19 protein-coding genes are annotated in these 21,161 nt (G+C 49.4%); 3 read left to right on the top strand and 16 right to left on the bottom strand.

Features of this window, described 5'->3' with window-relative positions; all coding sequences use genetic code 11:
• Nucleotides 1-110 precede the first annotated feature (110 nt).
• The 9 genes from FIM25_RS02470 to hisB form a co-directional block, all read right to left on the bottom strand.
• Nucleotides 111-1,046, bottom strand: coding sequence for an Rpn family recombination-promoting nuclease/putative transposase (locus FIM25_RS02470; RefSeq protein WP_246051987.1), 936 nt, complete (start codon nt 1,044-1,046; stop codon nt 111-113).
• A 39-nt stretch (nt 1,047-1,085) separates the two neighbouring features.
• The gene (locus FIM25_RS16975) at nt 1,086-1,238 is read right to left on the bottom strand and encodes a hypothetical protein (RefSeq protein ID WP_179953097.1); all 153 of its coding nucleotides are present in this window, start codon (nt 1,236-1,238) and stop codon (nt 1,086-1,088) included.
• 176 nt (nt 1,239-1,414) lie between these two features.
• Nucleotides 1,415-1,801, bottom strand: a complete 387-nt coding sequence (locus tag FIM25_RS02465) for a type II toxin-antitoxin system VapC family toxin (RefSeq protein ID WP_139445955.1) — start codon at nt 1,799-1,801, stop codon at nt 1,415-1,417.
• Nucleotides 1,798-2,031, bottom strand: coding sequence for a type II toxin-antitoxin system Phd/YefM family antitoxin (locus FIM25_RS02460; protein ID WP_139445953.1), 234 nt, complete (start codon nt 2,029-2,031; stop codon nt 1,798-1,800). The genes FIM25_RS02465 and FIM25_RS02460 overlap by 4 nt, the downstream gene beginning before the upstream one ends.
• Nucleotides 2,032-2,356: 325 nt before the next feature.
• Nucleotides 2,357-2,890 carry an NAD-dependent epimerase/dehydratase family protein gene (locus FIM25_RS02455; protein WP_281279289.1) on the bottom strand — a complete coding sequence of 178 codons (534 nt, stop codon included), beginning with the start codon at nt 2,888-2,890 and terminating at the stop codon, nt 2,357-2,359.
• Between the two features lie 169 nt (nt 2,891-3,059).
• The gene (rpoD, locus tag FIM25_RS02450; RefSeq protein WP_139445949.1) at nt 3,060-4,925 is read right to left on the bottom strand and encodes an RNA polymerase sigma factor RpoD; all 1,866 of its coding nucleotides are present in this window, start codon (nt 4,923-4,925) and stop codon (nt 3,060-3,062) included.
• Nucleotides 4,922-6,712, bottom strand: a complete 1,791-nt coding sequence (gene dnaG / locus FIM25_RS02445; protein ID WP_179953096.1) for a DNA primase — start codon at nt 6,710-6,712, stop codon at nt 4,922-4,924. Before dnaG ends, rpoD begins: the two co-directional genes overlap by 4 nt.
• Nucleotides 6,713-6,871: 159 nt before the next feature.
• Entirely contained in the window at nt 6,872-7,627 is a 756-nt protein-coding gene (gene hisA, locus FIM25_RS02440) for a 1-(5-phosphoribosyl)-5-[(5-phosphoribosylamino)methylideneamino]imidazole-4-carboxamide isomerase (RefSeq protein WP_139445946.1), read from the bottom strand.
• 67 nt (nt 7,628-7,694) lie between these two features.
• Nucleotides 7,695-8,282 (bottom strand): imidazoleglycerol-phosphate dehydratase HisB, encoded by a 588-nt coding sequence (gene hisB / locus FIM25_RS02435; protein WP_139445944.1) that lies wholly within the window; start codon nt 8,280-8,282, stop codon nt 7,695-7,697.
• A gap of 224 nt (nt 8,283-8,506) precedes the next feature.
• Between hisB and FIM25_RS02430 the strand changes: the two genes are divergently transcribed.
• Nucleotides 8,507-9,127, top strand: a complete 621-nt coding sequence (locus tag FIM25_RS02430) for a putative metalloprotease CJM1_0395 family protein (protein WP_139445942.1) — start codon at nt 8,507-8,509, stop codon at nt 9,125-9,127.
• Nucleotides 9,128-9,150: 23 nt separating this feature from the next.
• Here the strand turns inward: FIM25_RS02430 and FIM25_RS02425 are convergent, their stop codons facing one another.
• From FIM25_RS02425 to FIM25_RS02415, 3 genes are all read right to left on the bottom strand, one after another.
• Entirely contained in the window at nt 9,151-11,418 is a 2,268-nt protein-coding gene (locus tag FIM25_RS02425; RefSeq protein WP_139445940.1) for a dynamin family protein, read from the bottom strand.
• A gap of 79 nt (nt 11,419-11,497) precedes the next feature.
• A complete protein-coding gene (locus tag FIM25_RS02420) occupies nt 11,498-12,055 on the bottom strand; it encodes a YqgE/AlgH family protein (RefSeq protein ID WP_139445937.1) in 558 nt (185 codons plus the stop codon).
• Nucleotides 12,056-12,094: 39 nt separating this feature from the next.
• Nucleotides 12,095-13,813, bottom strand: coding sequence for a methyl-accepting chemotaxis protein (locus FIM25_RS02415; RefSeq protein ID WP_139445935.1), 1,719 nt, complete (start codon nt 13,811-13,813; stop codon nt 12,095-12,097).
• Between the two features lie 238 nt (nt 13,814-14,051).
• Here FIM25_RS02415 and gspF point away from each other — a divergent pair, with 238 nt between their 5' ends.
• A complete protein-coding gene (gene gspF, locus FIM25_RS02410; protein WP_139445933.1) occupies nt 14,052-15,272 on the top strand; it encodes a type II secretion system inner membrane protein GspF in 1,221 nt (406 codons plus the stop codon).
• 14 nt (nt 15,273-15,286) lie between these two features.
• Here the strand turns inward: gspF and FIM25_RS02405 are convergent, their stop codons facing one another.
• A complete protein-coding gene (locus FIM25_RS02405; protein ID WP_139445931.1) occupies nt 15,287-15,937 on the bottom strand; it encodes a TVP38/TMEM64 family protein in 651 nt (216 codons plus the stop codon).
• Between the two features lie 285 nt (nt 15,938-16,222).
• On the opposite strand from FIM25_RS02405, the gene FIM25_RS02400 reads away from it, so the two are divergent.
• Nucleotides 16,223-16,495: a hypothetical protein gene (locus FIM25_RS02400; protein ID WP_139445929.1), complete on the top strand. Its 273-nt coding sequence runs from the start codon at nt 16,223-16,225 to the stop codon at nt 16,493-16,495.
• Nucleotides 16,496-16,903: 408 nt separating this feature from the next.
• Here the strand turns inward: FIM25_RS02400 and FIM25_RS02395 are convergent, their stop codons facing one another.
• From FIM25_RS02395 to FIM25_RS02385, 3 genes are read right to left on the bottom strand one after another with little or no spacing between them, the layout of a single operon-like run.
• Nucleotides 16,904-17,191: a hypothetical protein gene (locus FIM25_RS02395; RefSeq protein ID WP_139445927.1), complete on the bottom strand. Its 288-nt coding sequence runs from the start codon at nt 17,189-17,191 to the stop codon at nt 16,904-16,906.
• Nucleotides 17,191-19,128, bottom strand: a complete 1,938-nt coding sequence (locus tag FIM25_RS02390) for an ABC transporter ATP-binding protein (RefSeq protein ID WP_179953095.1) — start codon at nt 19,126-19,128, stop codon at nt 17,191-17,193. Before FIM25_RS02390 ends, FIM25_RS02395 begins: the two co-directional genes overlap by 1 nt.
• Nucleotides 19,115-20,869 carry an ABC transporter ATP-binding protein gene (locus tag FIM25_RS02385; RefSeq protein WP_139445923.1) on the bottom strand — a complete coding sequence of 585 codons (1,755 nt, stop codon included), beginning with the start codon at nt 20,867-20,869 and terminating at the stop codon, nt 19,115-19,117. Before FIM25_RS02385 ends, FIM25_RS02390 begins: the two co-directional genes overlap by 14 nt.
• Nucleotides 20,870-21,161 lie beyond the last annotated feature (292 nt).

The following is a 21,161-nucleotide window of genomic DNA, read 5'->3' as shown; positions in this document are numbered from 1 at the left end:
CAAGAGTCACACACTCTCACACCGAAACCACAAAAATAATCCTCAAGGCATTAAACGGACACAAGACACACTCCTGGCTGAATGCGGTTTAAAAAGCAAAGCAAGAAGGCTTAATGTCTGGTAGCATCTTCTTCCATCAGAAGATCCAGACCCTTGTCTCCTGCGGCAATAACAGCCCTTACCTTTTCAGGGGTGAGACTCGTAATGTCTGCGATCTCTTCTGGTTGCATCCTGTACTTCTGTAAACGCATGATGGTCTGGAACTTCTCTTCATGGCGTCCCTCATGGCGGCCCTTAACGGTACCAGTCTCCAGCCCCTTCTGCTCCGCAAAAAACAAAGCCGAATCATGATCCCGCTTCCATTTGATGTGAGAATCATAGGCTTCACGCATATGTTCATCCTGGGTAAAGCTCAGGTACTTTTCTCTGGCGTTGGCTATCTGAGGATTGTTCTTCAAGATATTTTCCATAATACCATCCTCCTTGTTCAGGCCTTCATTTTTGAGATAATAAAGCCAGTTGTCCAGACTCTTATCCAGATTGTAAGCAGTAATCTTGGGAAGTTCAAGGAAATGCAGGGAAAGGTGATCCGTCAGAAGCAGTTCCGGCGTATCCTTTTCCCGGAGCATGAAGCAGAGGTGGTATCGATCCACATTCTTAAACATCTTAAAATCAAGGATATTGATACAGACCACAGGACGCAGGGTAGCATAATTCTCACCTGCAACCAGCTGATCTCCGTAGAGGGCAGTCCAATAATACAAAGCCCGTTCCCCGAAAAAGCCCTTATCCGAGTTCTGCATTTCTATATCAATCCACCTGCCGTCAGAAGATTTTGCCTTGATATCCAGTATGGTTTCTTTGGCATTGAGGATGGTCTGGATGTTGAAAGGGTTTTTAATCACAAGGTCTGTGATCAAAGGGAATCCTGAGTTTTTCATAACGGCATTGATGAAATCAATGAGAATGGGCTTATGCTCTTCCTTGCCGAAGAGATACTTTATGAAAATATCCGATGTGGGCTTTACATAAAAATCCGTAAGCATCTGATTCAATGGGGCCTCCATGCAGGGTGGTAAAGTGTCTTATGGCAGGAAGGACCAGAAAGCCGAATCATGATCCCGCTTCCATCTGATGTGGGAATTATAGGCTTCACGCATATGTTCATCCTGGGTAAAGCTCAGGTACTTTTCTCTGGCGTTGGCTATCTGAGGATTATTCTTTAAGATGTTTTCCATAATACTTCAGCCTTTTTTTCAAGAATGCGAAGATACTTTACAAATTCAATATAATACAGGTACCAGTGATTGAAGATGGGTTTGTGGGCACGGGTATTCAACATTGCATAATGATTGAACCAGAAACCCTCTTCTTAAGGCGCATAAAGAAAAGGTCAGGCCTCTTTTAGATCGAATTACCATTTTACATTTACTTCATAAAAATCAAAGCATGAATCACAGGATAAAATAATCATTGATTCGCTGCGTGCCTGAGCAATCAGCATCCGGTCAAAAGGATCTTTGTGATGCAGGGGAAGCAAGCCAGCCTCAAACGCATGTATATTGCTTATAGAAAGCGATTTTATCTGATTTTTTTCAAGTTCTTCAATAATAAAAACAGAAGGTTCATCAGGTAACGGTAAACGCCCAAGTGCATACTTTATTGCCACTTCCCATGAACTTGCTGTACTCCAGTACAAATCGTTATTCACATTTTCAATTAATTCACAAGCTAAATGTGAAAGCTGTGGATCGTCAATAATCCACCATAAAAAAACATGCGTATCAAGAAGGATCTTCATTTTATAAAACCTTCTATCAAGTCATTAGGAAGCGGTTCAAAAAAATCAGGGGGAATATCGAACTTTCCCTTAGCCGATCCAGATTTTCGGTTAGGTTTAGAAGATTTAAAAGGAACCAATTTTGCAACAGGTTCACCATGACGGGCAATAACAATTTCATTGCCATTCTCAACATAAACAATCAACTTTGAAAGCTGTGTTTTTGCTTTATGAATATTTATTTGTTCCATTAAAGCCTCCTTGCAATCATCAACTATAAACTAAGTTAGTTTAATATTTAAAAATCAGCAAGTCAAGAATTGGATCGGGCAGAACCCTGACCACTCCCGGCAACTGAATTCTTCGAAGATGTTGGCGCAAGGGTCCTAGTTTAGGCCCCCTACAAAACCTGTGATCTCAGACGCTCCCAAAGCTACCTTGACCATTGCAATCATGGAAAAGAAAACCCCCTCCCTTTTTTATGTTTTTCTCTCATCTTTGGGCAAAAGGATATCAAAGCATTTGTCTCCGCCGGCAAGGAAAATTCTTTGATTTGAATGGATATTTCTGTCAGGATTATTTCAGCCTGTGATACTGCGCAAACCATTCCACGAATTTTATGATACCTTCTTCCAGTGGCGTATAGGGTTTAAACCCCGAAACCCCATACAGGGCATCAATGTCCGCCCAGGTTGCCAGTACATCCCCCGGCTGCATGGGAAGCATTTCCTTTTTAGCTTCCCTGCCCATGGCTTTTTCCATGGTTTCAATGAAGGTCATCAGTTCCACAGGCTCATGGTTACCGATGTTGTACACCCGGAAAGGGGCATCACTTATGGCAGCAGCCGGATGATTCCGGTTAAATGAAGGATCGGGCATAGCAGGCACATCCATTATCCGCAAAACACCTTCCACAATGTCATCAATGTAGGTGAAATCCCGCTGCATTCGGCCTTCGTTGAATACACGGATGGGTCTATCCTCCATCATGGCGGAAGCAAAAAGGGATGGGGCCATGTCCGGCCTTCCCCATGGCCCGTAAACCGTAAAAAAACGCAGGCCCGTGGTGGGCAGACCATAGAGATGGCTGTAGGTGTGGGCGCTATCAATATGTTTTTCAGAAACCAGGCATAAAGAAAAAGCAGACCACTTTCAAAGCTATTCAGGTCTGCTCCCCTTTTTCTTACAGATTTTCGGTTTTATAAAGAATATAGCCTTCGATCAAAACCTGTTCTTCATTGATACCTTCCATGGGTAAAATACAAACCCATAGAATCAATCAGTATTCAATAAAACTTTTAAGCTTCTTACTGCGGGTGGGATGCCGGAGTTTTCTTAAAGCCTTTGCCTCAATCTGCCTTATGCGCTCACGGGTAACAGCAAAATCCTTGCCCACTTCTTCCAAGGTATGATCGGCCTTTTCTCCGATGCCAAAACGCATACGCAGAACTTTTTCTTCCCTTGGAGTAAGGGTTGCCAGCACCCGGCGTGTCTGCTCAGAAAGATTCAGATTGATGGCAGCATCGGAAGGAAGCATAAACTTCTTGTCTTCTATGAAATCCCCCAGATGACTGTCTTCTTCTTCACCGATGGGTGTTTCAAGGGAAATGGGTTCCCTTGCAATTTTTAAGACTCTGCGAACCTTATCCAGCGGAATTTCCATCTTTTCGGCTATTTCTTCCGGACTCGGCTCACGACCCAGTTCCTGAACCAGATAACGGGAAGTACGGATCAGCTTATTGATGGTTTCAATCATATGAACGGGAATACGGATGGTCCGGGCCTGATCTGCAATGGCTCTGGTAATGGCCTGACGAATCCACCATGTGGCATAGGTGCTGAATTTATATCCCCTTCGATACTCAAATTTATCTACGGCCTTCATAAGGCCGATATTGCCTTCCTGAATAAGATCCAGAAACTGCAAACCTCTATTTGTATACTTTTTGGCAATACTCACCACAAGACGCAGGTTAGCCCGAACCAGTTCACTCTTGGCTTTCTTGGCACATTCCCTGCCTTCATCCACGTTGGTGACTACTTTTTTTAAGGACCGGATGTTAGCCTTAAGGGCATATTCACGGGCTTCGATCTGGGCCTGTATACTTCTCAGATCCTGAAAAACATCCTGCAGCTTATCTCTGGACTGATCCGATCTTTCCACAGCCCAGTCCAGAAATTCTTCTTCATCCTGCAGCTTGATCCTGAAATCAGTTATGGTAGTATCAAAGGCTTCTGCACTCTGCACCATAAGCTTATTCATTATTTCAAACCATGTAATATGATGCCGGATTTTCTTTTCGATACGGTCCGTCACACTACTTTCAAGGCGCCATTCTTTTATATATTCAAAAATTTTCTCATTGCGCTTGGCAATCACCCTGCGGTGTTTTCTTTTTTCCTCATAATCCATGAGAGGATCCGAAATCAGCTCCCTCAGCTCCGCATTTTCTGCGTGCAGAACCTTGATCTCCTGAATCACTTCCAGAAACTGCCCGATCTGACGGTTTTCATCCATGAGAGTATCACCCTCATCAATGTCCCGCAGAACATGCTTGGGCCTTAACTCTTCGGCCTGTATACGATCAGCAAGACTGATAAGGGTCTCAACGGATACGGTCATTTCCAGCATGGCTTTGAGAATTTCCTGTTCGCCATGCTCAATCTTCTTGGCTATTTCAATTTCACCTTCCCGACTGAGAAGGGTTACCATGCCCATTTCCCGGAGATACATCTTTACCGGATCAGTCACAGAACCAAAATCAACCTCAGAATCATCTGTACCCGGAGCCTTGGTTACGGCTTTTTTTGTTACAACTTCTTCAGCTTCTTCAATCTCTTCGACTTCCTCGTCGTCCTCTTCGGAATCAGGGCTGTCCAGAAAATCTTCACCATTTTCAGCCTCGTCACTTCTTTTGGAAACTTTTTTTGCAGGCAGATCCGAAGCTTTGATAATCTTAACGCCCATCTCACCAAGCGTTACAAAAACAGCATCCATCTGCTCAGGCGTAACCGAATCCGACAATACCTCATACACCTCATCATAACTGAGGTAACCGCGCTTTTTCCCCAAGTCAAGAAGGGCCTTAAGCTCTTTTTTCTGTGCCGCACGCGCTTTTTTATCGCCAGTGGACGGTTGAGTCATTGAATATGCCTCCTAGGGGTCACCACACGGGACAGACCGATTTTTGCCGCTTCCCGGGCTTGCTGTTGTTTCTGCTCCAGTAAGGCCATAAGCCGGGCCTGATCTCTGCCAGCTTCCGCAGCCTTTATACGATCCATCAGACCGGAGCCTCTCTGCGTCTGCTGCTGCAGACGCTGGAACTGCGAAATTAAAGTATCTGCATTTTCCATATTCCAGACAGATTCCTGAAAACCAATACGGGCCAGACGCTTCTGCACCTCTTCATCCTGAAGTATCTCAGAAGAATTAAGGGCAGTCCCTGCTCCATCTTTTTTCAGGAGACAAACGGCAATTCGTTTTAATACAGGATCAGAAAAAAAATCCTGGGCATTCATGGCGGATACCCGCTCCCTGGACTGGGGAACGGAAAGCAGAAGGGAAATCAAAGCTTCTTCCATACGCAGATTTTCTGAAAAAACAGGCATTGCTTCCCGGGACTGCTTTTGCCCATGCCTTGGCTGAACCTGTTTTCCCAGACGATCCCGAACGGCTCTTTCCTCTATATCAAGACCATCGGCCAGCTCCCGCAGGTAAATATCCCTGACCACAGAATCCGTTATATTTTCAATGACAGGAAGGAGGGATTCCAGAGAACGCATACGACCTGCGGGGTTACGTCCCCATCGCTGAAGGGAAGACTGAATTAAAAAAGAAAACAAAGGTTCTGCCTCTGCCCCTTTTTCAAGAAACACCTCTTTTCCATAACTGCGCACAAAGCTGTCGGGATCTTCACCCGAAGGCAGTAAGAGAACACGGGCATCCATAGCAAGGGAAAGCAGAATGGGCGCAGCCCGTTCTGCGGCACGCAGGCCTGCAGCATCCCCGTCAAATACAAGGACAACCCGTTCCGTATATCCCCTGAGCAACTGTACCTGTTCCCGGGTCAGGGCTGTCCCAAGACCGGCAACGGTTTCCGGGATACCGTTCTGATGCAGGGAAATCACATCAAAATAGCCCTCAACCACATAAACCACACGCTTTTTCCGGATCTCATGGCGAGCCTGATAGAGACCATAGAGGGACCTTGCTTTATGGTAGAGGGAAGTTTCCGGAGAGTTCAGGTATTTTGGATTTTCATCCCCCAGCACCCTGCCGCCAAATCCGATAACACGACCCTGAATATCCTGAATGGGAAACATGATTCGGTTCCGGAAACGGTCGTAAAAACGCCCCTGCCTGCCACATACCACAAGGCCTGCTTTTTCCAGCAATGCAGTGTTCAAACCTTTTTTTACCATATAGTCCAGAAGATAAGACCAGCCATCCGGTATAAAACCCAGACTGAAAACTTCTGAAAATTCTTCTGAGATCCTGCGTTTTTTCAGATATTCCCTTGCAATACTCCCCTGGGAACTCTTTAAAAGGCCATAGCGGAAAACACCTGAAGCCATGCGGTTGATGTCAAGAAGTGCCTGCCTTTCGCTTGAAGCAGGATCATTTTCATCATTATTCTCCGCAAGGGGGACACCAAAACGATCCGCAAGGGATCTTACGGCGTCCGGAAAAGAAAGCCCCTCACTCTGCATGACAAAAGAAAAAACATCACCTCCTGCACCACAACCAAAACAGTGGTACATCTGTCTCTCCGTATCCACCGAGAACGAGGGGGTTTTTTCCACATGAAAAGGACATAGCCCCGCCAGCCGCCTACCCGATCGTTTTAATGTCACACGATCGGAGACCACCTGGGCAATGTCTGCAACATTCCGAAGCGTTTCAATGGTTTCATCCGTAATCCTTGTACCCAAGGCGGCCCTCTTCCATATTTGCGTCAAAAGCCTTACGGTATACTAAACCAACGGAAAAACAACCCCTTCATGCAAAGGGGGTAACCTGCAAAAGTTAACCTGTTTTACTTTTCTGTCAAGAAAAAATAAAAATATAAAGCAGGCACTACCTAACCTGCACTAGGATCTCCCTGCATCCACGGCCAGAGCAGACGACTGGAAAAGAGCATTGGATTCTGCAATGGTAAGGGTTCCCTCATAAAGGGCTCTGCCGCTGATCACGGCCTCTACTCCGGCAGCCTCCAGAGGAAGCAGCGCCTCAAGGTCCTTCAGGGTGGAAACACCGCCGGAAGCAATAACAGGAATGGATACGGCTTCTGCCAGGGCCTTAGTCTCTTCAAGATTCACGCCGCCATGGGTGCCATCCCTGCCAATGTCCGTAAATATAATGGCTGCCACACCTGCCCCCTCAAAACGACGGGCCAGTTCAATGGCTGTGGTTTCGCTGGTTTCTACCCATCCGTCCACGGCCACCATACCAGCCCTGGCATCAATGCCCACCACAATACGTCCCGGCCAGTCCGCACAGGCGGCACGCACCAGTTCGGGATTTCTGAGGGCTGCCGTTCCTAAAATAACCCGGTCCACACCAATGGAAAGATAATGAGATATGGTTTCCATGGACCGGATACCGCCTCCCACCTGCACAGGAACACCAACAGCTGAAACAATTTTTTCAATCAGCTCCAGATTTCTGGGCTTCTGTTCCACCGCTCCGTCCAGATCCACAATGTGTATCCGCAGAGCACCCTCAGCTTCCCATTGCCGGGCCTGTGCCACAGGATCATGGGAAAAAACCGTTTCAGCATCCATACGTCCCTGAAAAAGACGCACGCAACGCCCGTTTTTAATATCCACAGCCGGAATCAGTATCATAATATCTGCCTTTCAGATAAATCTAACCATAGTTCATAAGCTTCAGGAACTCTTAACATCATTCAGCTTAAAGCAGTCCTTTGGTGGAAGGGACACCGGCAACCCTGGGGTCCAGCCGGACGGCCTTATCCAGCGCCCTGCCCAGCGCCTTGAACATGGCCTCCACAATATGGTGGCTGTTCTCTCCGTAAACCACATCAATGTGCAGTGTCATTCCTGAACGCAGGGAAAAGGCCCGCAGAAACTCTTTGGCAAGATAAGGATCAAAGGGACCGGGACAACGGATAGGGTCCGGCAAACGGCAAACCAGAAAGGGCCGGTTGGAGAGATCCAGCGCCAGCCTGCAAAGGGTTTCATCCATGGGCACCACAGAATCCCCGTAACGGACCAGCCCTTTACGGCTTCCAAGGGCCTCAGCCAGAACATCCCCCATGACAATACCCACATCTTCCACGCTGTGGTGCCAGTCTATATCAATATCTCCTTTACAGTCCACCTCCAGATCAAAACAGCCGTGTACCGCAAAAAGTGTCAGCATATGATCAAAAAAAGGAATACCCGTTGCCATACGGGCCTTTCCACTGCCATCCAGATTCCAGGAAACCCTTATATCCGTTTCCCCGGTTTTTCTTTCCACAACAGCCCTGCGCTCCATACCTGCTCCTGTCTTCTAAATCAAAAAGATAGAATCTATAACAAAGCCATGCCTTCCGGTCAACGCAGACAAAACCCGTAATGGATGAAAGTATCCGCCTGAACCTTTCGGCAGCATCTCAAGGATTTACAAAAAGCAAAAAAGACCTTATTATCTTTTTGTATAAAGATTCTTGGGATATATCATCGTCCCGGAACTGATGGCTTCTTACAACGGAGACGGGAATGGAAATCCAAACCGCCATCCACATTCAACCGGAAAGTTATACCGGTCCCCGCATTCAAAAAGGGGAAACATCAGGCCGGACCCAACCGGCTGCTCCTGTTGCCCTGCGCCCGGAAATCTCCCCCGATAAAGAAGAAAAAGAAAACACCGGCAGCTCTACGACCCTTGCCCGGCTCACCCCGGCCCAGATGCGTATGCTGTCGGAACTCAAAAGCCGGGATCAGGAAGTAAGAGCCCACGAGCAGGCCCATGTTGCCGCCGGAGGCGGCCATGTCAGTGGCGGTATACGCTATGACTATCAGAAAGGCCCGGATGGCCGTATGTATGCCATTGGTGGTGAAGTTTCCATAGACGTTTCCCCCGTACCCGGAGATCCTGAGGCCACAGCCAGAAAAATGGAACAGGTACGCCGTGCAGCCCTTGCTCCCATGGACCCCTCCCCCCAAGACCGCAATGTGGCGACCCGTGCGACAATGATCCGCAGTGATGCTCTTCAGGAAATTGCCCTGATGCAGATGGAAGAAAGGCAAAATCAGGCCGTAAAGGAAGGCAAAGCAGAAGAAAAACCCTATGGTCACACAGAAATCCATCCCGGCAGTTTTTTCAGTATTCAGGCCTGACCCCCAGATCTCAGGTCCATGCCTTAGCTGCGCCCCATCTCCTCCTGAATTTTAGCAAAATCTTTGTCCAGAACATCACTTTCCGCAAGGATAAAAGCCACCTTCTCAAGGCGTTCCTGCTGACTGACACCTTTTTTTGCGGCGGTCTTATCCAGCATATCCATCTCCGTGACACAAGTACTGAACCTTGCCTCAAGATCCGCCTGAAGAGCTGAAGCCAGTGAAGTTGAGAGGGCAAGAACATACTGAAATTTCATGTTTTCCCTATAATCCACCATATGTTCAAGGAGTTGCTTTTCCGTTTCCCTACAGATCTTTTTCAGACTTCTTGCAAGAACCTTAAGTCCATCCCTTCCCTTAAGATTTTCCGTATTTTCTTCCCTGTCCTTTGAAAAAAAGCCAGCAACCCAGCGTTTAAAGCGATGAAATCCAAAAAGAACGTGGCTTTCCGCCTTTACCTTCGCCGTATACCTTGTCACTGCATGGGCCGGGGGCAGATGCAGGCCCATGCGCTCCGCATGGACTCTGGGATCAACCAGAATTCCTGAGTTTCCAACCGAAGGCGGCAGGTCCAGTCTTACTCCCATGCCCTCAAGGCCTGTGCAGTATTCCTCCAGCACCTCATCCACCATGGAAGCATAGGGTCTTGCCACCTCCGCATAATGTTCCTGCATACGGGCTTCCAGCTCCCGGATAAAACGCACTATCTCAGGATTCACCCTGTCCGTCATGAAAGTGTCAAGGGCCTGCCTGAAATCCTGAAAAGCATGGTAAAGGGCCACTGAAAGTCCCGATGATTCCAGTACAGGAGCATAGGCATCCATCTCAGGCCTGTAATCACGGATAAAGGCAAGGATATCCGGCAGCACTTCCCCGGAAGCTCCGTCAAAGAAGCGATCCATCCTTGTTTTCAGCTCCTTTTCCAGAATGGCACCGGAGCCGTCCAGGGTATTCCGGATCAGCCCCTGCACCTGAGCGATCCTCTTATGCCTCCCCCTTACCTCTTCGAGAATACGACGGGCCTGCTCCTGATCCCCGCCAAGGATATCCCTGTCCACGCGGCAGTGATTAGCCATGGAAGCAAGGATTTGACGCAGCCGTGCAGCCTGATTCATTAAAAGCAGCCTTGCCCGGTCACGGTTCATACGTGTCTGCATACTTTTTTCAAAATCATCAAAGGAAACCCGGCTCTGTTCTGTCATGGAAGAATCCGCCTCCCACTGAACCAGCCTGAGTTTTTCCTTTTCAGGGAAACCATCTTTTTCTTCTATGTCTTTCAAAAGCTTATAAAGGGCCGAAAACACATGCACCCTGACACCGGGGCAAAGAAGGCCCAGCTCTGACTCCACCTTTTCCCTCACCCGCCGGATATCACCTTCATCGCCGTGCTCACTGAAGTCCGTATTCAGAACAAAAATAACAGAATCCAGAATCCCCATCTTACGGATCATGTTTAAGAAGCGGAGATCCGCCTGACGAAGACCTGTACGACTGCTGATGACATAAAGAACCATATGGGCCTGAAAAAGATAATCCTGCACCTGGGCAATATGGAGGGGATTGGGGGCATCACTGCCCTGACAGTCGGCCAGCTCAATCCCGCCGGGCATACGGTCATCATCTACGGTTATGAGAATATCCCGCACATAGGCAGCCCGCACCTCATCCGCCACAAAATTCTGATAATCTGAAAAAGCATCCCCTTCAAAAACCGCTTCAGGGACATCAGAGGTAATAAAGGAACGCACAGCCCCATAGCCTTCCAGATAGGAAGAAAGATAGACACTGTGGATGTTTCTCGCATCCTCTGTTATCAGCTGGTCTGTGCCCAGAGTTTTCAGGGCTGCGGCAAGGTCTTCCCTGTCTTTATCCCTGCGGATATCAAAACCAGCATCCACCCTGCGCCATCCGCTTGCTGGAAAAAGGGTCAGAGACCCTTCTATGTCGGCATTGATTTCATCCCAGCCCTTGAACCGGACCTTTGCCGAAAGCTTCTCTCCTTTGCGTACACGGGTCACAATGGAAGTGACAACACCGGCTCCCCGCTTGAGCAGATCCGCACCCAGCCAGGCATTCACAAGGGTACTTTTACCGGACTTGATGGTTCCCACCACAGCAACCTTGAGGGTTTCCTCCCGAAACTGCCTTAGAATTTCACGGGTATCCGAGGACCAGGATGCTGTAACTCCGGCATCGGATGCACCGTTTTCCCTGTATTTTTCCGTAAGCTCTGAAAGTTTTTCCGCCAGGGACACAAGCCCCTCTTTCCAGCCCTGATATTTCTCCATCATATAATTACGCCCTTAATTCTTAGCCTCTTAACGCCAGCAATTCCGGCATACCCTTCTCATATATAAACAGGAACAGCTTTCAGGCATTCCCGCCATCTGCCGACAGAAACTCAGGCCTGATACCCATTTCCGCCAGAACCCTATCCCAACAGCGCTCCGCAGGCAAGGAAAGGAGAGTATCCGCAGAAACAGGATGTATCAGCCATACATTCTCACAGATTTCATTTTCCAGCTGCCCCGGACTCCATCCTGAGCAGCCCAGCATCATTCTGTACTGCTGCGGCCCTTTTCCTTCGGCAATGGCTTCCACAATATCCCTTGAAAAACTAAGGGCAATGGAGGAGGTGATGGACAGGCAGCTTTTCCAGTCAAAGGGCGGACCATGGAGAATAAAAAGGCCATCTTCCCTGACAGGTCCTCCGCAGAAAACCGGGGGGAAAACCCGATCTTCCTTTGGAAAAATTCCGATGGAACGCATGACATCCGCTTCGGTGACATCAGCGACGGGATTGTTCACCACAATCCCGAAACTTCCGCCTGTATCGTGGATGGCCATGCAGACCACGGCCCTTGAAAACCATGGATCATCCAGTCTCGGCATGGCCACCAGAGACTGTCCTGCAAAAGGATTGTCCATCACCAGCACCTCACATTACACCCGTTTCATCCACCTTCATTAAATCCTGAAACGCTGTACCTGAGACTGCACCTCTGCCATCTGCTTTCTCATGGCTGAAGACTGCTGGTTCAGGGTACGGCTGCTCTGCACCACTTCATCTGTGGATCTGTGTACCTCCACAATGTCCTTTGCAATCTCAGAAGCAGCTATGGAAGCTTCTGAAACATTATGGTTCATCTCCTGAATCCCCTGAGATGCCTGCACAACATTGTCTGCTATTTCCCTTGTGGTATTACTCTGCTCCTCCACCGCCGTTGCAATGGAAACCACAATGGCGTTCACATCCTGTATCACCGTAAGAATTTTTGCAATACGATCCACCGTAAGGGATGTGGACTGCTGAATGCCGTCAATCTTTTCCCGGATCTCTTCGGTGGCATTGCCTGTCTGCTTTGCCAGCTCTTTAATTTCATTGGCAACAACGGCAAAGCCCTTGCCTGCGTCTCCGGCACGGGCCGCTTCTATGGTGGCATTAAGGGCTAAAAGGTTGGTCTGATCGGAAATATTGTTAATTGTTTCAGTAACCTTACCCACCTCCCTTGCTGCATTGCCAAGGGTTTCCATCTGCCGTGATGCCTCTTCTGCCTGAGCTACGGCATCTTCAGTTATGGCACGGGCCCGCTCAGAGTTGGAAGCAATCTCATTGATGGTTTCTGTCATCTGCTCTGCGGCCTGAGCCACCATGGAAACATTGGTAGTAGTCTGCTCCACTGCGGCAGCCACAGAATTCATGTTGCTGCTCATTTCTTCACTGGCCGCAGCCACGGAATTGGCCCTTGAGGCGTTTTCCTCGGCATTTTCATTGAGAAGCTCCGAAATCCTGCCAAGGTCATCCGTCATGGACTGCAGCTCAACACCGGATTTTCCAATGCTTCCCATCATGATCCGCAGCTCTGAAGACATGGTATTCATGGCCTTGACCATACGTCCGAATTCATCTTCTGAATCATAACTTGCCTGACGGGTCAGATCACCGGAAGCAACGGCCTGGGTAATGGATTCCGAAAGGGCCAGAGGACGCAGCACATTCCGCCGGATCTGCCACCAGCCAAGGCCAATAACCACGGTAAGAATCCCAAGCACCCAGAGGGCAACGGAAATTTTTGCACGGGCCACGGCCCTGTGTACCCCTTCCAGAGAAGAAATAATCTGAAAGGCACCATGCACCTCGCCCACCTTCCAGCCTTCACGGATACCACCCACAGGATCTCTCGTTCCCTTGGGATCTCCATGACAGGTCATACATTCCTGGGTCAGGGTAATGGCCTTAAAATAACGCACCTGATCTTTTTCGAATATCACCTTTTCATTGATCTGCCCCCGGGCCAGCTCCCTTAACACCGCCTCTTCCACGGCATCGGGTTTATTCACAGGATTTCTGGGACTGATCTTGGGTGCCCTGAAGCGATATCCCGCTTCTTCGGCATTGATGGCAGCCATATTCAGTGCTGTGATGACAGGCACAGCCTCCATAATCTGGCTGCGTTCCAGCTCTTCGTAGGGCCGCATGACACCCATTTCCAGCTTTTTTGCCATCTCGTTTCTTGCCGCTTCCGCCATCAGAACAATGGCACGGCTTTTTTCAAGAATGCCCTCCTCTGCTCCCCTGCGGATATCTTCCACCCTCATGACGGCGAGAATCAAAGCCACTACCAGGGGGCCAAATGCCACGATGGCCAGAATCTTCCAGCGCACACTTAAATCCTTAAATTTCATAAAAGCAGTCTCCTTGGTGAAGGGATAGGCAAGCGGTGTTCTTTGTCCCGGTATCCGTCACTTATAACAAACAGATCTTTTATTTATACGTCAAAGCCATCTCCTTGCAAAGCATCAACTTCACACCTTGACAAGTATCACTGCAAATGTTCTCTATTTCGAAAGAATGAATATCAGCCCGAACTGTCTACAGTACAGGATTTGCAAAAACAGCCATCTTTTTACGGCGGAGAAAAACATGCCCGTTTTCGAATATATAGCCCTGAATGCCAAAGGAAAACGCTGTCAGGGCATCATTGATGCCGACAGTATGCCGGTAGCCCGTACACGCCTCCGGGAACGCAGCCTCTACCCCACAGAAGTGCGGGAAGCCCACAGCCGCATACAGGAAAAAAAAAATATCCTTCATTTTTTTTCCCAGACCCGCCTCCGGCCAAAGGATATCAGCCTGATAACAAGACAACTTGCCACCCTGACGGGAGCAGGCTTTCCCCTTGTGACGGCCTTAGGCTCCGTGATCAGCCAGACCCGCTCAACGCCTGTGAAGCGTACCCTTTCCCGCATCAAGGATGCCGTGGAAGGCGGCGCTGGCTTTGCGGATGCCCTGGATGCTGAATCAGGCACCTTCTCTCCAATTTACGTTAATATGGTAAGGTCCGGAGAAAGCTCCGGCACTCTGGAACTGGTACTGGAGAGGCTGGCGGATCTTCTGGAGAATCAGCAGGCCCTGAAATCAAAAATCCAGTCCGCACTGGCTTATCCCATTCTAATGGCCCTTTTCGGCGGTCTGGTTCTCTTTGCCCTCATGACCTTCATTGTACCGGGGCTGGTGGCTATTTTTGCGGACATGCAGCAGGAACTCCCCGGACCCACAAAGCTTCTGCTCAGCATCAGTGAATTCCTCAAGGCCACATGGTGGCTGCTGCTGCCCTTGCTGGCATCCCTGCCCTTTATCTTCAGGCAGGCCCGGAAATCCCAGAGGCTGGGAACACAGGTGGACGCCTTTATCCTGAAAATACCCATTGCCGGAAGTCTTGCCACCAAGCTGGCCGTAACCCGCTGCTGCAGAACCCTTGGTTCCCTCCTTGCCAATGGAGTACCCATTCTGACGGCCCTTGGCATAGTTGAAAACGTTGTGGGCAACAAGCTTCTGGCAAAAAGTATTGCTCAGGCGGCCAAGGCCGTGGAAAGGGGGGACGGCCTAGCCGAATCCCTTGCATCGGGACAGGGTTTTCCTGACATGGCCCTTCAGATGATTCAGATTGGCGAGCGCAGCGGAAGTCTTGAAGCCATGCTGGAAAAGGTTGCGGACATCTATCAGAATGAAAGCCAGAATACGGTAACTGCCCTCACCTCCATGCTGGAACCCATTGTGATTCTGGTTATGGGAGTCAGTGTGGGCCTGATTGTTCTTGCCATCTGCCTGCCCATCTTTGAAATGAATCAGCTTATACGATAATCAATTGCATAGGCTTAGGCTTCAGAATCTGTGCTTTTCAGATAGTGGCTCCTTCTCCGCAGATACCAGAACCCGATCACAAGCAGAGCCAGTACAACCACTACGGCTGAAAGCATGCCCCAGTCCTTTTCCAGAATGGACTCCCCTAAAAGGACAAAGGATGAGGCATAGGCCATACTGATTGAAAAACTGATGCCGAAATAGATACGGAAAGGTACTCCGCTCAAAGCAATCAGATAATTTTTAGCAAAGGCGGGTACACCGGGGACAAGCTTGGCACCGATTATAAAGGGCAGAAAACGTCCGGGCTTCACTTCAGGAATACGGAAAGATGTTTTTCTCAATACCCTTTCCAGTAAAGGACGCAGCCCGCTCCTGCTCACCCAGTGACATAAAACCAGATTGGCCGCAAGGCTAAGGCCTGAGCCCAGAAGGCCTGTTGCCCAGCCAAAGGTTGCACCTGCCAGTATATAAAATGGCGTTGTGGGAAAACCTAAAAGGGGCAGCAGGGTCAGGGCAAGGAAAAAAGGAAATGGCCCTGCCTGCTGCTTCCATGCCAGAAAAATCTCTTTGTCCAATGCAAGCCACAGCCATAAAAGCACAAAGACAAGCAGAAAAAATCCTGCCCCCCGAAAAAAAAGACCTGCTTTCTTATTAACTGCCAAAACATCTTTCCTTTCACCCCACTCACGGTGGCAGATATTTTTTTATAAAAACAACCTGCTCTTCTTCCGGCAAAGCCTTCTTCCAGCAGATCCCCATAACAAACACAATCCTTGCCTTGACGCAAACAGAAAAGAGGGTATAAATAGGGCCGGACTAAAAAAATCAGACCGTTTTATCCAGAAGGACAAAAAACTCTGCCCCTGTGACGGCATAGAATCTAAAAAAATGACCATGGTAAACCAAATGATTTTATCAAACTAAAACAATAAAATGGAGGATTAACCGTGAAAAACCTTTTCTATGTAGCCCTTGCCGCTTCCGCCCTGATGTTCACCGCCTGCACCGCAGAAAAAAGCACTCCTGAGATCGCTGCCGACAAATTTGTCAAAGGTCAGATTGTCCTTGGCGAAGGCCTGAAGGCAGATACTTCCGGACTCACCTTCACACTTATTGAAACCATTGAAGAAACCGCCCTTGTGGAGGTTGCCGGAACCATCAGTGTAGAAGGTCAGGTTCAGGCTGTGAAAAACGAAAAAGGTCAGTGGGAAATCAAATAAAGAATCTCTACAGGACGGTCTTTTCAGGCCGTCCTGTCTTTTGTCCTGAGAACAACCCAACTATTCAACACATTTTATCTAAAATTCCAGCACTATATTCTTTAGCAGCTTCGTACTATTGCAAGGCACCTTGGCTATTTGCAAGTGACGTTGCAATCGTTTCGGATCAGAGCTTTGAAGGCCTGTGCGAAAGAAGCGGCAAACTGTCTGAGCCGCCACAAAGGCAGCATGCTTAAGCCTGCTATGGCAATCAAAAAGCTTATCCTGCCTGTGGCGGGGAGTTTTTGCCGCTTCCGCACAGGGCTAGAAGCTCTAAGAATAAGATTGCGTCACGGGCAAATAGCTTAGATGCCTATGCATATACCTGACGGGCATGAGCTTTAGCAAACTTTAAAAGTACAGAGGAAGTTACAGCACAAGCTCCATATCCAAAAAACGAAGAGTCCTTTTCTCCCCTTCCAGAACAAGCTCCACCCTGTCTTCGTTCCCGCCCTGCAGTTGAGGATACTTCCCCCTCAGACTTTTCAGATCCACGCTTTCAAGGATTTCCTTCAGCACTTCTGCCTGCTCAAACACCTTTTCATCCGCCCTGCCCTTTAAGGCCAGAGCAACGGCCCTTTCCTGTTGCCTTCGGATCTCCGTAAGAACACAGTGCCGGGAAAGATCCAGTACAATTTTTTCCATCCCTTTTCCCATCAGTTTCCCCCTTCCACAGCTTCAAGGTGCTGCATACGCCAGTAGAGGCCACCCATGTCCAGAAGCTCAGCATGGGTGCCGCTTTCCGCAATTTTCCCCATTTTCAGGACAAGAATCCTGTCCGCATGGCGTGCAGTGGACAGGCGATGGGCGATTAGAAAGGTGGTTCTGCCCCGCATCAGACGGGCAAGGGCTTCCTGCACAACACCCTCGGATAAGGAATCCACATAACTTGTGGCCTCATCCAGAATCAGAATCTCCGGATTCCTTGAAAAGGCTCTGGCTATGGAAACCAGCTGCCTCTCTCCACTGGAGAGGGGCTTGCCGTCCTCTTCCAGCACCGTATCCAGACCTTCGGGAAGCCTTGAAAGGAGCAGCTCACAACCGGCATCCTTTAGAAGGGCCTCAAGTTTTTCATCGGAGCTGGCATCTGCCCCATGCTGAATGTTTTCCCGAAGGGTGCCTGCAAAAAGAAAGGGATCCTGCATGACCATGGCAAGGCGGCTGCGCCAGGTATGCAGGCAGAGTTTCCGCAGATCCACTCCGTTTACAAGGATGCTTCCCTCAACAGGATCCCAGAAACGCACCAGCAGGCTGACCATGGATGTCTTGCCCGCCCCCGTAGGTCCCACAATGGCGATGGTCTGCCCCCGCTGAACAGTAAAATCCAGATCCTTTAAAATCAGAGCATTTTTTTCATAACCAAAGGAAAGCCTTGAAAAAGAAAGTCTTTCCACGGGGCCGGGATTCACACCGCCCTTTTTCCCTTCAGGTCCCATTGGCTCATCCAGAATCTGAAAAAGCCTCTCCGCACTGGAAAAGGCATTCTGAAGGGAATTGTATTTTTCAGCTATATCCCGTACCGGCCTGAAAAACATCCTCAGATAGCTGATATAGGCCACAAGAACACCTAAGGAGATGTCTTCGGACACCACCCGAAGCCCCCCATAATACAGAACCAGAGCCAGTCCTATGGAACTCAAAACTTCCATGGCAGGCATAAATACGGCAAATATTTTCACCTGCCTCATGCCTGCATCATAATGACTGCGGCTGACCCCGGAAAAAACCCTCTCCGTTTCCTTGTTCCAGCCAAAAAGCCGGATCACCGTCATGCCGCCTATGGTTTCAGAAAAACGGGAGTTGATTTCTGCGATGAGAACCCTGAGCTGCCGAAAAGCTTTTCTGGAACTTTTTGCAAAAAACACAGCCGTCAGGATGACAGGGGGCAGAATCATCAGCGTGACCAGAGCAAGGCGGACATCCAGAACAAAAAGCATGATGACAATGCCCAGCACCAGAAAAAAATCCTTGAACACAAAGGTCACCACGGAAGTAAACATCTCACTTAAGTTTTCCACATCGCCGGTCACACGGGTGACCATACGGCCCAGGGGCGTTTCATGAAAATACGATATGGAAAGGCTGCGCAGGTGGGTGAATATCGCCAGCCGGATATCATAAATGATGCGCTGCCCGCCCAGCTCCAGCAACAGGGTATGGGCAAAGGCAATACTCCCATGGCAGATGGCCACGGCCAGCATAAGAAGGGCCAGATAAATAACCCCTTCCCTGTCTGCTTTACGCAGAGCAAAAGCTGTCTTTCCATCGGCATGACCCAAAGCCTCACGATAGATATGAAGCCCTTCCTTCTCCCTGTCTATGGCTTCCGGATAAGTCTCAATGAAGGCCGCCACCAGAGGGTTTTCCGGGTCCACGGCAAGACTTTCACCGGCAAGGGCTGGAACAGGTACTATGTGGCGGTCCACGGCCTGTTTGGTAAGCCAGGGAATGGCAAGGTCTAAAGCCGTCAGGCCAAAAACCAGAAAGACGGCCAGAGAAAAAACAGCCAAGTGGGGGCGCATGAAAGGAAAGAGCCGGCGCAGAAGGCCCATATCATCCTTTTTGTCCAGAGCCTTTTCCTTAAAAGTCTCCATGGGCATCCTCCCTCAGGGCAGCCTCCATGGCCTGAATACGCCATGTTTTAGCATAGTAATCATCACTTTGCATTAAACGCTGATGATCCCCCGTGGCCCGAATACGACCATTTTCCATGACCACGATGAGGTCAGCATGGGACACGGCTGAAAAGCGGTGGGAGGCCAGAATTCTGGTATTTCCTTCAAGGCTGTCCAGAGCTTTCAGCATATGACCTGCGGTTACCGTATCCACCTGACTGACGGGATCATCCAGAAGCAGCAGCGGCGAAGGATTTAATAGGGTTCTCGCCAGAGCCACCCGCTGTTTCTGCCCGCCGGAGAGGGTAACACCCCTTTCACCCACAAGGGTTTCCAGTCCCATGGGAAAGGAGGCAAGGGTATCATCCAACTGCGCCGCCCTGCATGCCGCCCCAAGCTTTTTTTCATCCACAGCTCCAAGTCCTGCAATGTTATCCTTAAGGGTTCCTGAAAAAATCCAGGGCTCCTGGGGCAGAAAAAGTACCTGACGCCTCAGATCCTCCAGCCGGATGGTTTTCACATCCCTGCCATCCAGAAGAATTGTACCGGAATCAGGGTCATAAAGCCTTGCCATCAACTGCAAAAGGGCGGTTTTACCGCTACCCGGTGGCCCCGTAATACCCACCCTGCTTCCCGGAGGAATATTAAGGGAAATATCAGAAAGAACCTCTGGTCCTTCCCCTCGGAATCCAAAACAGACATTTTTCAGGACAAGCCCCCCTCCAGAAGATAAAAGGGGCCTTGCATCCGCAGCATCCCTTACCCTTGGTTCCTCGCCCATGACAGCAGCAAGGCGCTCCAGAGAAGCTCTGCCCCGCTGAATGAGGTTGGTCATCCAGCCAAGGGCCATCATGGGCCAGGTCAGAAGACCGAGATAAGAAAGGAAGGCCACAAAATCTCCGGTACTGATGCGCTCCTCTATCACCATCCAGCCCCCTGCCCCCACAACAATGGCCAGGGCCATATTGGTGAAAAGCACCATGGCAGGCATCATGAGACCCGTTGTCCTTGCAAGGGACATGCGGCGGGCAAGGTAATCATCGGATAAACGTCTGAGCCTTGCATCCATAAGCGATCCCATACCGAAAACCTTCACCACCCTTATGCCGGAAAAGGCTTCCCTGACCATTTCAGTCATCTCTCCAAGACCTTCCTGAACAGCGGTGTAATTTTTGTGCATCCTTGTGCTCATAAGGCGAGTGGTGAGAACAATAAAGGGCATGGGAATCAGGGCCAGCAGAGTCAGGGGTCCGCTGATCCAGAGCATGAAACCCACGGCAGCTCCACCCAGCAGGATGGCATCGGTCATGGCAACAATTCCCATACCTGTGGCCATGCGCACATTCATGATATCACTGGTGGCTCTGGACATGAGATCGCCAGTGCGGTTCTGATCAAAAAAGGGAGCATCCAGAGTCAAAAGATGGGCATAGAGCCTGTCTCTGAGATCCCTTTCGATTTTTCTGGATGTTCCGATCAGGCAATAGCGCCATCCATATCGAAATACCGCAATAAAAAGGGCAATAACCACCACTGTCAGGCCGTAGCGCATCAGCTCCCCATGCCCTGCCTGAGCACTGGAAAGACCGTCCACAACATGCTTGATCACCCGGGGAATCCAGAGCTGCAAACCATTCACCAACAGAAGGCACAAAAAACCAGCAAGGAGCAGGTGGCGGTTTTCCACAATATGGGGACGTAAAAGTGCGTAGGGTTTCATGGGCTTTTCTCTCTTTTTGCAAGCTGCACTGCCTGTTTTTATATGTTTTCATCCGAATAAAAACGGCTGCCTTCCTTCTCCATGGCACCATGCACCCCAGTGCCCTGCAGGTCAAGACGAACTTTTTGCCGTCATCCTTGCTTGTGTACCCGGATGGCATGAATTATATTACAACGAATTGTAACTGTTCAGCACAGTTTTCCAAGTACCATAGCTGCAAGACAGATGCACAGGCCCCAGGCTATTTGCCCGTGACGCAATCTTATTCGGGATCTTCTTGCCCTGTGCGGAA

The organism is Desulfobotulus mexicanus (genome assembly GCF_006175995.1).
GTDB classification, from domain to species: Bacteria; Desulfobacterota; Desulfobacteria; order Desulfobacterales; family ASO4-4; genus Desulfobotulus; species Desulfobotulus mexicanus.
Note: the sequence above shows the minus strand (reverse complement) of the source record. Positions and strands in the feature narration are given on the sequence as shown.

What these genes read in the sequence shown, in the direction of transcription:
- FIM25_RS02395 (WP_139445927.1), bottom strand. Translation starts at nt 17,191, where the DNA reads ATGGGAAAAGGGATGGAAAAAATTGTACTGGATCTTTCCCGGCACTGT.
- FIM25_RS02390 (WP_179953095.1), bottom strand. Translation starts at nt 19,128, where the DNA reads ATGGAGACTTTTAAGGAAAAGGCTCTGGACAAAAAGGATGATATGGGC.
- FIM25_RS16975 (WP_179953097.1), bottom strand. Translation starts at nt 1,238, where the DNA reads ATGGAAAACATCTTAAAGAATAATCCTCAGATAGCCAACGCCAGAGAA.
- hisB (WP_139445944.1), bottom strand. Translation starts at nt 8,282, where the DNA reads ATGGAGCGCAGGGCTGTTGTGGAAAGAAAAACCGGGGAAACGGATATA.
- FIM25_RS02415 (WP_139445935.1), bottom strand. Translation starts at nt 13,813, where the DNA reads ATGAAATTTAAGGATTTAAGTGTGCGCTGGAAGATTCTGGCCATCGTG.
- FIM25_RS02425 (WP_139445940.1), bottom strand. Translation starts at nt 11,418, where the DNA reads ATGATGGAGAAATATCAGGGCTGGAAAGAGGGGCTTGTGTCCCTGGCG.
- gspF (WP_139445933.1), top strand. Translation starts at nt 14,052, where the DNA reads ATGCCCGTTTTCGAATATATAGCCCTGAATGCCAAAGGAAAACGCTGT.
- FIM25_RS02430 (WP_139445942.1), top strand. Translation starts at nt 8,507, where the DNA reads ATGGAAATCCAAACCGCCATCCACATTCAACCGGAAAGTTATACCGGT.
- FIM25_RS02470 (WP_246051987.1), bottom strand. Translation starts at nt 1,046, where the DNA reads ATGCTTACGGATTTTTATGTAAAGCCCACATCGGATATTTTCATAAAG.
- FIM25_RS02460 (WP_139445953.1), bottom strand. Translation starts at nt 2,031, where the DNA reads ATGGAACAAATAAATATTCATAAAGCAAAAACACAGCTTTCAAAGTTG.
- FIM25_RS02385 (WP_139445923.1), bottom strand. Translation starts at nt 20,869, where the DNA reads ATGAAACCCTACGCACTTTTACGTCCCCATATTGTGGAAAACCGCCAC.
- FIM25_RS02465 (WP_139445955.1), bottom strand. Translation starts at nt 1,801, where the DNA reads ATGAAGATCCTTCTTGATACGCATGTTTTTTTATGGTGGATTATTGAC.
- rpoD (WP_139445949.1), bottom strand. Translation starts at nt 4,925, where the DNA reads ATGACTCAACCGTCCACTGGCGATAAAAAAGCGCGTGCGGCACAGAAA.
- hisA (WP_139445946.1), bottom strand. Translation starts at nt 7,627, where the DNA reads ATGATACTGATTCCGGCTGTGGATATTAAAAACGGGCGTTGCGTGCGT.
- FIM25_RS02420 (WP_139445937.1), bottom strand. Translation starts at nt 12,055, where the DNA reads ATGGACAATCCTTTTGCAGGACAGTCTCTGGTGGCCATGCCGAGACTG.